The sequence below is a fragment of the Salibacterium sp. K-3 genome (genome assembly GCF_054052005.1).
This window is the reverse complement of record NZ_JBSVZE010000001.1, coordinates 1,251,095-1,266,192: the sequence shown is the minus strand read 5'-3', so window position 1 is coordinate 1,266,192 and position 15,098 is coordinate 1,251,095. Positions and strand designations below refer to the sequence as shown.

The following is a 15,098-nucleotide window of genomic DNA, read 5'->3' as shown; positions in this document are numbered from 1 at the left end:
ACATATAAAGGGGATAAAGGGAAAAGGGGATACCATGAATCACACAGAATATACATCACGAAGGGGAATGACCGGAGATAAGCTCCCGGTGCGGCCGCCGTTTTTTTACGGCTGGCTGATCGTTGTTATTGCCGCATTGGGTGCGTTTTTTTCCGGACCGGGACAAACGTACACCGTATCTGTTTTTATGGATATTTATATCAATGAATTCGATGGCAGCCGCACGACCATTTCCAGTCTTTATTCCGCTGCTACGCTTGCAGCCGGACTTCTGCTGTTTCTGACAGGACGTATGATCGATAAGAAAGGCCAGCGGTACACGGCTGTCCTCGTCGGAACGATGCTTGCAGCTGCGTGTTTTTGGAACAGCGCCATCCTTGGCCCGGTCATGATGTTCATCGGCTTTTTTATGCTGCGCCTGTTCGGGCAGGGATCGATGACACTTGTTCCAAACACCTTGATCCCTCAATGGTTTTCAAAACAAAGGGGACGGGCGTTCAGCTTTATGACGCTCGGTGTGCTCGCCAGCGCCTAAGATGGAAAAGAGGTGAATCGTAATACCAGTATTAACGAGCGAAGGAACGGCAGCACAAAAAATAGTAAACCAGAAAGATTTCGACTGAACGGCGGCCCGAACCGACCAGGAAGAAGCTTTCCGTTCTCTTGCTGATGCGGCCGCCGCTTCTTCCCTGTTCCCGTTCTTTCCGGCGTCATCCGGAAGCAGGCCTACATCTTCCGGTCTGTGAAAAGGGATTGAACGTCCGGTGGTCGCCTTTCTACTCAGTTTAATGCCGATATCAGCGTTTTTATTTACACTGGCTGCCGGTTTTATCGTCGAGAAAGTCAAAGTACACCATTTGTATGCTCTTAGTTTTTTATTGAGTGCCGGTACGCTCGTGCTACTCATTTATGTTCAGTCGGTTTGGGGTGTGGGTGTCTTTATCTTGTTGTGGGGCGTTTTTGACGGTACGAGCAAAATCTGCAACAACATGATCTGGCCGGAATATTTCGGTCTTGATAATCTCGGTAAATTGAAAAGCTTTGCAACCACCGCTGTCGTTATCGGCTCAGCACTTGGACCACTGCCGTTCGGTATGGCCTTTGACTATTTCGGTCAGTACAATGAAATTCTCTGGATCATGATCAGTCTCCCGGCTTTGGCAACGGTATTGGCCTTTGCTTCACCGCCTTCTGCGAAAAAAAGCAGCTCCGGAACATAAGTCCGGGCTGCTTTTTAATATTATGCCTTTATTTTAGCAAAGGCCTGTTCCGCGGCATCTATCGTTTTTTCAATATCTTCTTCACTGTGGGCCGTCGACAGAAAGATCCCTTCAAACTGCGAAGGCGGCAGGGATATGCCCTGCTGCATCATCTCCCGGAAATAGGAGGCAAACAGATTGAGGTCTGATGTTTTCGCAGAGGCGAAGTTCGTTACCTTTTCTTCGGTGAAGAAAAGGGTAGTCATCGCGCCGGCCCTGTTCACATGATGCGGAATGCCGTGTCTGGATGCGGCTGCTTCCAGACCGTCCGCAAGCTCGTCTCCCAGTTTGCGGAACCGCTCATAATCAGCGGGAGTCGTCTGACTCAATGTTTCATATCCTGCTGTCATCGCAAGCGGATTCCCCGACAATGTGCCGGCTTGATAGATGGGGCCGTCCGGTGCTATCTTTGCCATAATGTCTTTGCGGCCTCCGTAAGCGCCTACCGGCAGTCCCCCGCCGATCACTTTGCCGAGACAGGTCAGGTCCGGAGTGACACCGTATTCTCCCTGGGCACTGTTGTAACCAACGCGGAATCCGGTCATTACTTCATCGAAAATCAACAGGCTGCCGTTTTCTTCTGTGATGTCCCGCACACCCTGCAGAAATCCATCTTCCGGCAGTACGACACCCATGTTACCGGTCACTGGTTCCATAATAACCGCCGCAATTTCTTCGCCGTATTTTTCGAAAGCAAGTTTCAGGCTTTCCAGATCATTGTAGGGAACTGTTAATGTGTTGGAGGCAATCCCCGAAGGTACGCCGGGACTGTCCGGCAGTCCGAGGGTCGCCACGCCGGATCCTGCCTTAATCAGCAGTGAATCGCCGTGTCCGTGATAACAGCCTTCCATCTTAACGATTTTATCACGGCCGGTAAAACCCCGCGCCACACGCAGTGCACTCATTGTTGCCTCCGTGCCGGAGTTGACCATTCTTACGACATCAATCGATGGTACACGGTCAATAATAAGCTCGGCCAGCTTCGTTTCCATTTGGTGGGATGTCCCGAAACTGGTACCTTTTTCAACTGCCTTTTTCAGTTGTTCAACGACGCGGTCATCGGCGTGGCCGCGGATCAGCGGCCCCCACGAGAGGACGTAATCAATAAATTCATTACCGTCAAGATCCCATACTTTGGAACCTTTTCCTTCTTCAACATAGACCGGCGGATGGCCGACGGAATTATACGTTCGTACCGGGCTGCTCACTCCGCCCGGCATAAGCGGTTCCGCTTTATCAAACGCGGCCTGTGATTTATCAAACGTCTTCATCTCAAGCACTCCTTTATCGTGTTCTCGTCCATTCCCAGCTTATCAAATATATCAATCCTTTGTCCTCTTCCGCCATATTTTTTGTTACAAAGCATCCCCATTTCGATCGAAATGAGGACGTTGTCGTATTATTCACCCTGGTCGATCCAGGAGGCGGCGTCGATGGCAAAATAGGTGACGATGAGATCGGCACCGGCTCGTTTCATGCTGGTCAGCTTTTCCATCACCACTTCTTTTTCATCAATCCAGCCGTTTGCCGCAGCTGCCTTGATCATGGCATATTCACCGGATACGTTGTAGGCCACGACCGGCTCCGCGGTTTCATTTTTGACATCACGGACAATATCAAGATAGGGCAATGCCGGTTTCACAATGAGAAAGTCCGCTCCCTCCCTCACATCCGACTGCGCTTCGCGAAGCGCTTCCAGCCGGTTCGGAGGATCCATCTGATAGGTCTTCCTATCCCCAAACGAAGGGGAGCTGTGTGCAGCGTCCCGGAACGGTCCGTAAAACGCGGAAGCATACTTGACCGAATAGGACATGATCGGTATGTCCTGATGTCCGGCTTCATCGAGTCCTCTGCGGATGACAGCGGTAAAGCCGTCCATCATGTTGGAAGGTGCGATAATATCAGCACCGGCATCAGCCTGACTCACGGCCGTTTTCGTAAGCAGATCGAGCGACTCATCATTGACGATGGTACCGTCTTTGATTACACCGCAGTGGCCATGATCGGTATACTGGCACAGGCAGGTATCCGCGATGACCGTCAGAGCGGGATGGTTCTGTTTGATCCGGCGGATCGCTTTCTGCACGATGCCTTCTACGGCGTGGGCCTCCGATCCATACTCATCCTTATGTTCCGGAACGCCGAATACGATGACAGCAGGTACACCTGAAGCTTCGAGACGATCCATTTCCTCTCCTAAATGATCCAGTGATACCTGATACACCCCCGGCATCGATGGAACTTCATTTTTTATGTCGTTTCCTTCCAGAACGAAAATCGGGAAAATCAAGTCTTCTTTCTGCAGCACGGTCTCCCTTACCATCTTCCGTATACCGGGCGTCCGGCGGAGACGACGGTGGCGGTCAAATGTCAAATCATCCATCTATTCTTCCTCCTTTGCAAACGCAGTTAACGTCCGGACAAGGCCTTCCACTGTGGAAGGCTCCGCCGTTCTGCGGAACAGCATCCCCTGCCGCTTTGCTTCCTCATCGGTAACCGGACCGATACTGACTACGTTCAGGTTTTTCCACTTCCCGGGCGGCATGTCTTTCAGAAATTGAACGAACGCCTTGACGGCGGAAGGACTCGTGAACGTTAAGTAATCAATCCGTTCCTGATCAATCCAGGGTTTCAGCTGTTCTTCACTGCCCCGGGCGGGAACACTGGTATAGAGCGGCAGTTCATACAACCGGCCCCCCGCTTTCTGCAGGGCATCAGGAATGACATGGCGGCCCCGGGCGCTTTTTGGAAAAAGGACCTTATGGCCCGGCTTCACTTCGTTCTGCAGCAGTTCCGCCAGGCCATCCCCATCAAAACGTGCAGGAATGACAGGAGAAGGCCATCCCTTTTCGTGCAGAGCCTCTGCTGTCTTCTGTCCCACTGCTGCCGTCCGGAATGACGGGGAGAGAGAAAACGATGCCTCTCTCAAAAGTGCGTCAAAATAAGAAACAGCATTGGCACTCGTGAAAACAATCCAGTCCCACTTCTTTGATCCTGCCCGTTTCATCTGTGTATCCCAGTCTGCTGTTCGTACCGTTTCGATCATCGGGAGGACCAGGGCACTTCCGCCTTCCTCTTCAATCAGTCTTTGCAGAACGGGAGCCTGAGCGGGAGGTCTCGTAATTAACACGGTCCTGCCCCGCAGCGGCTTAGTCATTACTGATCAAGCTCGCTTTTCACTTTATCGAGGATTTCTTTTCCACCCTGCTGCAACAGCTCTTTGGCCGCTTCTTCTCCCACATTCTCCGGAACGGATCCCGTTTTCTCGGTTTTGAGAATCTTCGTTCCATCCGGTGAACCGATCATGGCTGTCAGGGTAATATCTCCATTCGATTCCAGCAGTGCATATCCCCCAATCGGTACCTGGCATCCACCCTCCACAGTCTGGAGAAAAGCACGTTCTGCCGTCACACGTCTCGCAACGATTTCATCGTTCAGTTCTGCGAGAACATCAAGTACGTCCTTGTCATCCTCACGGCATTCAAGACCAAGCGCCCCCTGACCAACCGCGGGTAAACATATGTCGGGATCAAGATATTCTGTTACAATTTTTTCATCCCATCCCATCCGGCTGAGACCTGCAGCGGCGAGTACGATAGCATCAAAGTTTTCCTCCCGCAGCTTGCGGAGACGGGTGTCAATATTACCGCGGACCCACTGCACTTCAATATCCGGGCGTCTTGCGAGAATCTGGGACGAGCGCCGCAGACTGCTTGTCCCTACGACTGCTCCAGCCGGAAGATCATCGAGAGCAACATGGTCGTTGGAGATAAGCGCATCTCTGGGATCGACCCGGTTTGTGACGGCACCGAGCGTAAATCCTTCTTCGACTTCACCCGGAAGATCTTTCATACTGTGAACGGCAATGTCAATTTCTTCGTTCGTCAGTGCTTCTTCTATTTCCTTGATAAAGAGTCCCTTGCCGCCTACTTTGGAAAGCGTGACATCAAGAATTTTATCGCCTTTCGTTACGATTTTTTTCGTATCAAAATGGTAGGGAAGACCACGCTGTTTCAGCTCATTTATCACCCATTCCGTCTGTTTCATGGCAAGATTGCTTTTTCTCGTTCCGAGTACAATCGTCCGCATCGTATTTCCTCCATCCATAAGAACCGGCATGCCGGCTACGGCTTCCGGCCCGTCGATAATCATTTTCAGCCTGCACAGGGAGCCCGTTTTCTAAACGTGAGCCTATCTATGTTCAAAAGTACCAGAAATGAAAACCGGTGAGTTCACTTGATAAGAAGTAATTAATTAAAACGAGCAGAAAACCCGCTGCATTAAATAAAGCCATGTTGTACCCTCTCCGGTGGCGGACCGCCCATTGGTAAAGATACACACTGTATACCGCCAGCACCACAGCGGATCCGATCACTTTGGCATCGAGCCATGGCAGCTGGGAGAGCTGAATGGACGCCCAGACAAAGCCGAGAATAAAACCGAGCAGCATAAAGGGAACACCGAACGTTGTCATCAAAAAGGTGAACCTTTCCATTTTCGGGAGATTTTCCAGGCGGAGAAGTCGTTTTCCCCATTGTTTCTGTTTGAGCAGATGATGCTGGAACAAGTACAACGCTGCAAATACAAAAGCCATAGTGAAAGCAGCATATCCAATCATAATAAGCGTCACATGAACGACCAAAAGTTCTGAAATAAGAAGATCATTCAGGTCCGAGGGCACATCACCGTCCGGAGTGAACAAACTGAAGGCCATCATGACAAACCCGACGACATTCGTGAAAAACACGAGAAAGTCCACCCGAAAAAACCAATTAATCACAAGAGAGAGGGTTACAAGCAGCCAGGCATAAAAAAACAGCCCTTCAAACGGTGTAATGATGGGCAGTCTGTCATACTGAAGGGCCCGTATAATAAAAAACACCGTCTGAAGCACCCATACAATAGAAAGCAACCAGAAGGCGGTCCGGTTCACCTTCCGGTTATTCTGAAGAAAATCAATAAAATATCCAAACACACTCAGACTGTAAAGCACAATCGTTAAAGCATAAATGATCCCGGCAGAAGCAACCATCTGTGACAACTCCTCTCCTTAGGAGTGGAAGCTGATATCCTGAGCATAGGCATAAGGGGAAGTCCGGCGTTTTTTACGGCGCCCCCATTCCTGTTCTGCTTCTTCCACTTTCATCTGCTCTTCTTCGGCCTGCCTGGCAGCCTCCACTTCTTCATCCAGGCCGAATATTTCCGTGAAAAGCGCAAGGGACTCTTCCGCGTCCGGCTCACCGGCCATTTCTTTGGCCCTTGTGATTGGATCCCGGAGCATCTGATTCACAATGCTTTTCGTATGCTTACGCAGTACCTTTTTGTCCCGTTCCGAGAGATCCGGGAGTTTGCGCTCCAGACTGTCCATCGTCTCAGACTGGATCGACAGAGCTTTCGTCCGCAGCGCGGAAATGACAGGTACCACCCCAAGAGTGTGCACCCATTCCTTAAAGGAGGCAAGCTCTTCCTGAATACCCGCTTCGATCTTCTCTGCTTCTGCTTTTCGTTCTTCCATGTTCGCTGCGACAATGCCCTGCAGGTCGTCAATATCATAAAGGAAGATATTATCAAGCTTCTCCAGAGCAGGATCAAAATCGCGGGGCACGGCGATGTCCACCATAAACAAAGGACGGCCGCGGCGCTGTTTCAGAACATTTTCCATCCATGTTTTGTCCATGACATATCCGCTGGACCCTGTGGAAGAGATCACAATATCACCTTTTTCCATGTAACGGCGCAGTTCGTCCATGCTTCCAGCTGTACCAAAGAACCGTTCTGCCAGTTCTGCGGCCTTGGCATAAGTTCGGTTCAGCACGGTCACTTCAGCCGCTCCGCCTTCATAAAGGTGCTTAGCCGTAAGCTCGCTCATTTCTCCGGCACCAAGGACAACCACATGCTTGTCCTTAAAATCGCCGAGAATTTTCTTTCCGAGCTCGACTGCTGCATAGCTGACCGAAACAGCATTGTCGTTTATCTCTGTGTCATGGTGGGCTTTTTTTGCAAACGTAATGGCCTGCCGGAACAGTTCATTCAGCACCGTACCGGTCGCTTCTTCATTCTGCGCATGAAAAAAGCTGTCTTTCACCTGTCCCAGAATCTGCGTCTCTCCGAGAACCATAGAGTCCAGTCCTGCCGTCACCCGGAACAAATGCTGGATCGCCGTATCATTCTCCCGGATATTTAAATGAGCCCCGAATTCATCGATGGGAAGGCCGAACCATTCATATAAAAATTTCTTTATAAAGTGGCGCCCGGTATGCAGCTGATCGGCGACCGCATAGATTTCTGTGCGGTTACAGGTGGAGACAATCGTGCATTCGAGAATGCTTTTCATGTTCCGCAGCTGATGAAGCGCATCCGGCAGTGATTCCTCCTGAAACGCCAGCTGTTCTCTAATTTCGACAGGGGTCGTTTTATAATCAAAGCCGGCAACGATAATATGCATGTTTTCTTCACCCCGTGTTTGCAGCAATATCCTTTTATTAATTCATCGACATTATTTTTATTATACTCGAAATAATTCTACTTTATTGTATCATGTGTGTAAAATGCATGAATCAAAAAATGTGAACAGTTCCTGACTTTCATTCCTGCCGAAGGTTATTATGGCAGTGCCTTAGAATCAATCGGCTTCCACCTTTGTCCTAGTATGACTTTATGATATCATAAACATTCGACATGATTCTAATGTTCTGATGGAGGAATGTATGAAAAAGCAAAGTCTTTTTTACGGCATCATCGTCAGCGGACTCGCGCTGATGCTCATTCTCGAAAACTGGCAGATTTCCACCGCCGGAATATGGACCATCTGGCCGGCTCTGCTGCTTCTTTCGGGCTGTGCCTTTCTGATGGAAAGCCTCAGCGCCCGTATCCCTCTTTCTTTTCTGCCGGGGGTGCTGCTGTTGTTATTCGGAGGCCACTTTTATCTTCTTCGTTTCGTCGAAACCTGGCCCGACCATATCGGCATGTACCTTTTATATTTCGGCGCAGCTTTTCTTGTTGATTTTTTAAAAACGAGAAACACCGGCTGGTTCACAGGAATTCTTCTTTCCCTGCTCGGCGCCGGCTATCTTTACAGTACCGGGCTGAGGCAGATGACCGGAGAACGTCCGACCTTCTTTATTGAAACCTTCGGCCCGTTTCTATTGCTGGGCTTCGGGCTCTACCTGGTCTTTATACGCCGTTAAGTTCTTCCTGTCATGGCCTGGATGGCTTTCCAGGCGTCCTCTTTGCCCTGTCCGGTTTCTGCTGAAAAAAGAACCGTGGTGTCTGTTTTTTCCATGCCGAGGATCTCTTTAATCTGTTTGACGTGTTTCGGCCGTTTGTTTTTAGATACTTTATCTGCTTTCGTAGCAATCACCACAACAGGCAGGTCAAACTGTTTAAGGTACGCATACATCTGCACATCATTTGCACTTGGTTCATGCCGTGAGTCGACAATCATCGCCACCCCGCAAAGCTGGTCCCGGGCGGAAAAATAGGTTTCCATCATTTTCCCCCATGCCGCCCGCTCTGCTTTGGAAACTTTAGCGTAACCGTAGCCGGGCACGTCCACAAAAATCATCTGTCCTTCAATATCATAAAAATTCAGTGTCTGTGTTTTCCCGGGCTTTCCTGATGTCCGCGCCAGATTTTTGCGTGTCACAAGCGTGTTGATGAATGCTGATTTCCCAACGTTGGAGCGGCCTGCCAGAGCAATCTCCGGCAGGCCGGTTTTTGGATATTGATCCTGCCTGACAGCACTTATCAGCAGCTCCGCTTCATTAACTTTCATTTTCCTCCCCCAATGCGTGTGCTAATACTTCATCCAGATGAGAAACCGTAATAAAGGTAAGGCCTTTTCTTACACTTTCCGGTACATCCTCTATATCTTTTTTGTTTTCTTCCGGAATAATAATCGTTTCGAGTCCGGCGCGGTGGGCGCTCATCGCTTTTTCCTTGAGGCCGCCGATCGGCAGCACCCGTCCTCTCAGGGTGATCTCTCCGGTCATTCCGACTTCTTTTTTTACTACTCTTTTCGTTAACGCCGAGATAAGGGCGGTAGCCATTGTAATCCCGGCTGACGGACCGTCTTTCGGCGTTGCACCGGCGGGCACATGAATATGAATATCATATTTTTCATGGAAATCCGCGTCAATCTTCAGTTCTTCGGAGCGGGACCGGATATAGCTGAACGCTGCCTGGGCCGATTCTTTCATCACATCGCCGAGTTTACCGGTCAGGGTAAGCTCTCCTTTTCCCTGGGCCAGCGATACTTCAATGGAAAGGGTGTTCCCTCCCGCTGTCGTATAGGCGAGTCCGGTGGCTGCGCCGACCTGATCATTTTCTTCCGCTTTGCCGTAACGGTATTTCGGCTGACCGAGCATTTCTTCCACCGTGTTCACCGTCACAATCACCCGCTTGCGCTCTCCGGAAATGATGCGTTTTACCGCTTTGCGGCAGACATTTGCAATTTCACGTTCAAGACCGCGAACCCCGGCTTCCCTGGTGTAATACCGGATCACTTTCAACAGGGCATCTTCCTTGAACTGGATTTTTCCCTTTGTCAGTCCATGCTCCGATGTCTGCTTAGGAAGCAGATGATTTTTGGCAATGCCGAGCTTCTCCACTTCCGTATACCCGGCAATAGAGATGAACTCCATTCTATCCAGGAGCGGCTCCGGTATCATGGACACATTATTGGCTGTCGTAATAAACATGACTTTGGATAAATCATACGGTTCTTCAATAAAATGGTCGCTGAACGAATTGTTCTGTTCCGGGTCCAGTACTTCCAGCATTGCCGCAGAAGGATCTCCGCGGAAATCACTGGCCATTTTATCGATCTCATCAAGCAGAAAGACAGGGTTGGTTGATCCGGCCTTTTTCATCCCCTGAATAATCCGTCCCGGCATAGCACCTACATACGTGCGCCGGTGGCCGCGGATTTCGGCTTCATCGCGTACACCTCCAAGGGAAATACGGACAAAATTTCTTTCCAATGCCCGGGCGACAGAACGTGCCAGCGAGGTTTTACCGACTCCCGGAGGACCGGTTATGCAAAGAATCGGACCTTTCAGGGACTGCGTCATTTCCTGCACCGCCAGATATTCAAGCACCCGTTCTTTTACCTGGTCAAGACCGTGGTGGTCTTCATCGAGTATCTCCTGGGCATGATTGATATCCAGCCGGTCTTCCGTCTCTTCTGTCCAGGGAATGGAAGTGAGCCACTCGATATAGTTCCGGATCACCGAACTCTCTGCAGAGGAAGAAGGCATTTTTTCATAGCGCTCGAGTTCTTTATAGGCCTTCTCTTCTACATTCTCCGGCATTTCCGCCTGCTCGATTTTTCCTTTGAGCTCTTCGACTTCTCCGGTCTTTCCTTCTTTATCACCGAGTTCTTTCTGGATGGCTTTCATCTGTTCCCGGAGATAATATTCTTTCTGGGTTTTTTCCATGGATTTTTTTACACGCTGCCCGATTTTTTTCTCGAGGCCGAGCACCTCTTTCTCATTGTTCAGCGTTTCCAGAATTTTCATCAAACGGTCGCGTACCGGAACCGTTTCAAGAAGCTTCTGTTTCTCCGCGATTTTAAGAGGGAGATGGGAAGAAACGACATCTGCAAGCCGTCCCGGTTCTGCAATATCCTGGACCGACTGCAGTGTTTCATTTGATACTTTTTTGGATATCGACACGTACTGCTCAAACTGCTCGATAACATTGCGCATGAGGGCAAGTTCTTCTGAATCATGTATGTTCTCCCCGGTCTCCAGCTGCTTCATTTCCACTTCAAAATAATCTTCCCGTTCGAGAAACCGGCTGATCTCGGCACGGCCGAGCCCTTCCACCAGGACACGTATCGTGCCGTTTGGAAGCTTCAGCATCTGTTTCACTTTTGCGTGTGTACCGATATGATACATATCCTCTTCGGTCGGCTCATCAATGGATAAATCAATCTGGCTGGTTAATAAGATTTCGCTGTCATCGACCATTGCCTGTTCAAGAGCCTGCACCGATTTTTCGCGGCCGACATCCAGATGCAGCACCATTGTCGGAAATACGAGAAGTCCCCGCAGCGGGAGGAGCGGAATGTTTCGTGTTTCTTGTTCCACCGGCATTACCTCCATTTTCTAATCATTTCACTGCCATCACTGTAGATATGTAAGAAAAGCGCAAGCGCCCCGAATAACGGAAATTCGGCCAAGGGCGCCACGTCCTGTGGCAACGCCGAACTGACCTGCGTCCTGCGGGCCCGCGACAAGTTCTGCGACGCACAGGAGGTGCCCTGGAGCTGGATCTCAAAAACGCCAGCATTATATACTTTCTTACCTGTAAAAAGAAAAGCAGCAGGAAAAACGACTTGTGTCATTCCTTTTAAAAAAGACCCGCTTTCCTGTCCAATCTGCCAAGCGGGTCTGCTTCTCTATAAAACGCCGCACCATCGTGCGTCCCAATTTTCTACTTCATGATGGTTTCATTCTATCCTATTTTTCTGTCGTTTGTCTAATACCTGGCTCTTTGGTTCCGGTCAGCGGTAGAGAAATGTCGGTGAGCGGAATGTGCGTTTCTTTCTCTTCCTCTGATACACTGAGCGCTTTCTTCAGGAGATCTTCCACCCGTGCCACCGGCAGTACCGTGCCATGACTGCGCCGGTGAAACGAAGGGCGGTCGTTTTCCAGCGGTATGAAAACAACTGCTGCGCCTGCCTTAAAAGCCGCTTCCACTTTTTCCGGAACGCCTCCTACCGGCAATATATCCCCACGCACCCCAATCTCGCCGGTAACTGCCGCCTGCGGCTTTATCTTCACCTGTTTCACCGCTGAATAGACCGCCAGCAGAACAGCCGCGCCCGCTGAAGGTCCATCAACCGGAATACCTCCGGGGAAATTGACATGAATGTCGTACTCTTTCACCGGAAGATGCATGGTCTGGAGCACAGTCACGACATTCTCGACGGAACTTTTCGCCAGGCTCTTCCGGCGTGCGGAATACACCGGAGTCCCGTGCTTTTCCTCTTCCACGACTCCTGTTACGGTTACATTTCCCGGAGCGTTCCTTTTTTTCACCGCTGCTTCAATATCAAGAACCATGCCAGCACCAGCTGCCGAAACGGCCAGACCATTCACACGGCCGACTGAACCGAAGTCCCGGATGCTCCGGCCCGGCTTCGGTTCCAGTCGTCCGGCCTGAACCACCCACTCCATATCTTCTTTCTGGAGTATCGTACGGTTATCTTCCTGGGCCGCCCCTGCGGCAATCTGAACGATATGGACGGCTTCACGCCCGTTGCCGGCATAGCGCGAGGTCACAGCGGCCGCTTCTTTTGTAAGCTCCACGCGGCTTTTTTCTGCGGCATGATACGCGATATCCCGTATTTCGACATCATCGAGCGGCCGGAAGTAAATTTCCATGCAACGCGAACGCAGTGCTGCCGGCAGATCCTGCGGCTGCCGCGTCGTTGCCCCTACAAGGCGGAAGTCGGCAGGCAGGCCGTTTTTAAAAATATCGTGAACAAACGGCGGAATATCCGGATTGGTTTCACTGTAATAGGCACTTTCCAAATAAACGTTCCGATCCTCCAGCACCTTCAACAGTTTATTCAGCTGGATGGTATGCAGTTCACCGATTTCGTCAATAAAAAGCATTCCGCCGTGGGCTTTTGTCACCGCGCCTTGTTTAGGCTGTGGGACACCAGCCTGGCCCATTGCGCCTGCTCCCTGATAAATCGGATCATGTACCGAACCGATCAGAGGGTCGGCGATACCACGTTCATCAAAGCGGGACGTTGCCCCATCAATTTCTACAAAAGCCGCATCCTTCTGAAAAGGGGAAGAAGGATTGCGTTTGGCAGTTTCCAGCACGAGTCTGGCCGCCGCTGTTTTTCCAATACCCGGCGGGCCGTAAAGCAGCACATGCTGGGGGTTTTCCCCGCAGAGCGCAGCCTTCAAAGCCTTGATTCCTTCTTCCTGGCCGATGACTTCCTTTAATTTCACCGGACGGACTTTTTCTGCCAGCGGCTGGGTCAATGAAACCGAACGCATACGGCTGAGCTGCTCAATTTCTTTTTTGGAATCTCGTTGTACAGCGTTTTTTCCCGCATGCTGCTGCCGGAGAAGATTCCAGAAATAAAGTCCAACAATAACACCGAAAATCATTTGAACGATGAGTACCACCATCATCAGATTCATATAAGAAGCCTCCTTGACGTCTTCCCTGTGTTAGTATGCCGCCGTCCCCATATAAACATGCAGACCGGGGCTCTCTTTTCAGGGCATTCGCGAAACAGGAGGTTTCTCCGGCGGTACATTGTATCCGTTGAAATCCGAGCTTCGGAGCCGGTATAAAAACGTCCAGCCGCTCTTGGCTGGACGTTTATTTCACCTTATCAGGCGCTTTCTTTTGGTTCTTTTTTATCGAGATAAACCTCTTTGCCGTCCTGGGTCTTCAGTATAGGAGAAGCGTCATCGGTCACAGCTTCTGCCGTAATGGTGCAGGAGGCAATGTCCTCTTTGTTCGGAAGGTCATACATGATATCGAGCATGATCCCTTCTATAATGGAACGAAGTCCACGGGCTCCTGTTTTGCGTTCAATTGCTTCCCGTGAAATTTCACGGAGGGCTTCATCAGTGAATTCCAGTTCCACCTCATCCATTTCCAGCAGCTTCTGGTACTGCTTGACGAGCGCATTCTTCGGCTGTGTCAGAATCTCGACCAGAGCGTCTTCATCCAGTTCGGAGAGGCTGGAGATCACCGGAAGGCGACCGATGAATTCCGGAATCAAACCGTAACGGAGAAGATCTTCCGGAAGGATGCGGCTCATATATTCTTCTTTGTCCATTTCGGCTTTTTCCGATTCCGAACCGAAACCAATAACCTGCTTGCCGAGACGCTGCTGCACAATCTGGTCAATACCGTCAAACGCACCGCCGCAGATGAACAGAACGTTGGTTGTATCGATCTGGATAAACTCCTGATGAGGATGCTTGCGTCCGCCCTGTGGAGGGACACTTGCCGTTGTGCCTTCGAGAATTTTCAGCAGGGCCTGCTGTACGCCTTCCCCGGAAACATCTCTTGTAATCGATGGGTTTTCCGACTTGCGGGCGACTTTATCAATCTCATCGATATAAATGATCCCTTTTTCGGCTTTTTCCACATCATAATCGGCTGCCTGGAGAAGCTTCAACAGAATATTTTCAACGTCTTCGCCCACATACCCGGCTTCGGTCAGCGATGTGGCGTCCGCCATGGCAAACGGAACGTTCAGAATCCTTGCCAGGGTTTGGGCCATTAAGGTTTTCCCGCTCCCGGTCGGTCCAATGAGACAGATGTTACTTTTGGCAAGCTCAACCTCATCCTGCTGTTTCGCCGCTGCTGAATTCACCCGCTTGTAATGGTTATACACCGCAACCGCCAGAGAGCGTTTCGCCTTTTCCTGTCCGATGACGTAATCATCAAGGATTTCATTGATTTCGTTGGGTTTAGGAAGTTCTTCAAACTCCACGTCTTCTTCCGTCCCGAGTTCTTCTTCTACAATCTCCGTACACAGCTCGATGCATTCATCACATATATAAACGCCGGGTCCAGCGACTAATTTTCTTACCTGGTCCTGTGTTTTCCCGCAGAAAGAACATTTCAGCTGTCCCTTCTCTTCATTAAACTTAAACATTTCTTTCACCCCTTACTTAGATATTGTACACGAACTTCTGCGTTTCAGTACAATCATTTGAATGTCTGCAATGTTATACCGAACATGGCTTTTCGAGTACATATTGGCCATAGTATATGATCATCTTCCGCATTGTATCATACAATGAGGTGCCACTTGAAACAATACGGATATAAAAACCGGACCGCATCCAA

Annotated in this window: 13 protein-coding genes; 3 read left to right on the top strand and 10 right to left on the bottom strand. The window is 50.1% G+C overall.

Features of this window, described 5'->3' with window-relative positions:
- Window positions 1–34: 34 nt before the first annotated feature.
- Together ACW9JV_RS06255 and ACW9JV_RS06250 are read left to right on the top strand one after the other, a co-directional pair.
- Window positions 35–535: an MFS transporter gene (locus tag ACW9JV_RS06255; RefSeq protein WP_457332434.1), complete on the top strand. Its 501-nt coding sequence runs from the start codon at window positions 35–37 to the stop codon at window positions 533–535.
- 229 nt (window positions 536–764) lie between these two features.
- The gene (locus tag ACW9JV_RS06250; protein ID WP_457332432.1) at window positions 765–1,220 is read left to right on the top strand and encodes an MFS transporter; all 456 of its coding nucleotides are present in this window, start codon (window positions 765–767) and stop codon (window positions 1,218–1,220) included.
- A 20-nt stretch (window positions 1,221–1,240) separates the two neighbouring features.
- On the opposite strand, the gene hemL is transcribed toward ACW9JV_RS06250, so the two are convergent.
- From hemL to hemA, 6 genes are all read right to left on the bottom strand, one after another.
- The gene (gene hemL / locus ACW9JV_RS06245; RefSeq protein WP_457332430.1) at window positions 1,241–2,530 is read right to left on the bottom strand and encodes a glutamate-1-semialdehyde 2,1-aminomutase; all 1,290 of its coding nucleotides are present in this window, start codon (window positions 2,528–2,530) and stop codon (window positions 1,241–1,243) included.
- A 128-nt stretch (window positions 2,531–2,658) separates the two neighbouring features.
- Window positions 2,659–3,642: a porphobilinogen synthase gene (gene hemB, locus ACW9JV_RS06240; protein ID WP_457332428.1), complete on the bottom strand. Its 984-nt coding sequence runs from the start codon at window positions 3,640–3,642 to the stop codon at window positions 2,659–2,661.
- Complete coding sequence (locus tag ACW9JV_RS06235; RefSeq protein WP_457332426.1) at window positions 3,643–4,416, bottom strand: uroporphyrinogen-III synthase; 774 nt, start codon at window positions 4,414–4,416, stop codon at window positions 3,643–3,645.
- Window positions 4,416–5,348, bottom strand: a complete 933-nt coding sequence (gene hemC, locus ACW9JV_RS06230) for a hydroxymethylbilane synthase (RefSeq protein WP_457334605.1) — start codon at window positions 5,346–5,348, stop codon at window positions 4,416–4,418. Before hemC ends, ACW9JV_RS06235 begins: the two co-directional genes overlap by 1 nt.
- Window positions 5,349–5,460: 112 nt before the next feature.
- Entirely contained in the window at window positions 5,461–6,291 is an 831-nt protein-coding gene (locus tag ACW9JV_RS06225; RefSeq protein ID WP_457332424.1) for a cytochrome C assembly family protein, read from the bottom strand.
- Between the two features lie 18 nt (window positions 6,292–6,309).
- Window positions 6,310–7,704, bottom strand: a complete 1,395-nt coding sequence (gene hemA, locus ACW9JV_RS06220) for a glutamyl-tRNA reductase (protein WP_457332422.1) — start codon at window positions 7,702–7,704, stop codon at window positions 6,310–6,312.
- A gap of 262 nt (window positions 7,705–7,966) precedes the next feature.
- Between hemA and ACW9JV_RS06215 the strand changes: the two genes are divergently transcribed.
- Window positions 7,967–8,446: a hypothetical protein gene (locus ACW9JV_RS06215; RefSeq protein WP_457332420.1), complete on the top strand. Its 480-nt coding sequence runs from the start codon at window positions 7,967–7,969 to the stop codon at window positions 8,444–8,446.
- Here ACW9JV_RS06215 and yihA read toward each other — a convergent pair.
- From yihA to clpX, 4 genes are all read right to left on the bottom strand, one after another.
- A complete protein-coding gene (yihA, locus tag ACW9JV_RS06210; protein WP_457332418.1) occupies window positions 8,443–9,033 on the bottom strand; it encodes a ribosome biogenesis GTP-binding protein YihA/YsxC in 591 nt (196 codons plus the stop codon). The genes ACW9JV_RS06215 and yihA overlap by 4 nt on opposite strands.
- Window positions 9,023–11,350: an endopeptidase La gene (gene lon / locus ACW9JV_RS06205; protein WP_457332416.1), complete on the bottom strand. Its 2,328-nt coding sequence runs from the start codon at window positions 11,348–11,350 to the stop codon at window positions 9,023–9,025. Before lon ends, yihA begins: the two co-directional genes overlap by 11 nt.
- A 372-nt stretch (window positions 11,351–11,722) precedes the next feature.
- The gene (gene lonB, locus ACW9JV_RS06200) at window positions 11,723–13,426 is read right to left on the bottom strand and encodes an ATP-dependent protease LonB (RefSeq protein WP_457332414.1); all 1,704 of its coding nucleotides are present in this window, start codon (window positions 13,424–13,426) and stop codon (window positions 11,723–11,725) included.
- A gap of 197 nt (window positions 13,427–13,623) precedes the next feature.
- On the bottom strand, window positions 13,624–14,904 hold the full coding sequence (clpX, locus tag ACW9JV_RS06195) for an ATP-dependent protease ATP-binding subunit ClpX (RefSeq protein WP_457332412.1): 1,281 nt from the start codon (window positions 14,902–14,904) through the stop codon (window positions 13,624–13,626).
- Window positions 14,905–15,098 lie beyond the last annotated feature (194 nt).

Excerpts from the sequence above, each read along its gene's own strand:
- lonB (WP_457332414.1), bottom strand. The coding sequence starts at position 13,426 with ATGAATCTGATGATGGTGGTACTCATCGTTCAAATGATTTTCGGTGTT.
- hemL (WP_457332430.1), bottom strand. The coding sequence starts at position 2,530 with ATGAAGACGTTTGATAAATCACAGGCCGCGTTTGATAAAGCGGAACCG.
- hemA (WP_457332422.1), bottom strand. The coding sequence starts at position 7,704 with ATGCATATTATCGTTGCCGGCTTTGATTATAAAACGACCCCTGTCGAA.
- clpX (WP_457332412.1), bottom strand. The coding sequence starts at position 14,904 with ATGTTTAAGTTTAATGAAGAGAAGGGACAGCTGAAATGTTCTTTCTGC.
- hemC (WP_457334605.1), bottom strand. The coding sequence starts at position 5,348 with ATGCGGACGATTGTACTCGGAACGAGAAAAAGCAATCTTGCCATGAAA.
- ACW9JV_RS06215 (WP_457332420.1), top strand. The coding sequence starts at position 7,967 with ATGAAAAAGCAAAGTCTTTTTTACGGCATCATCGTCAGCGGACTCGCG.
- hemB (WP_457332428.1), bottom strand. The coding sequence starts at position 3,642 with ATGGATGATTTGACATTTGACCGCCACCGTCGTCTCCGCCGGACGCCC.
- yihA (WP_457332418.1), bottom strand. The coding sequence starts at position 9,033 with ATGAAAGTTAATGAAGCGGAGCTGCTGATAAGTGCTGTCAGGCAGGAT.
- ACW9JV_RS06255 (WP_457332434.1), top strand. The coding sequence starts at position 35 with ATGAATCACACAGAATATACATCACGAAGGGGAATGACCGGAGATAAG.
- ACW9JV_RS06235 (WP_457332426.1), bottom strand. The coding sequence starts at position 4,416 with ATGACTAAGCCGCTGCGGGGCAGGACCGTGTTAATTACGAGACCTCCC.
- ACW9JV_RS06225 (WP_457332424.1), bottom strand. The coding sequence starts at position 6,291 with ATGGTTGCTTCTGCCGGGATCATTTATGCTTTAACGATTGTGCTTTAC.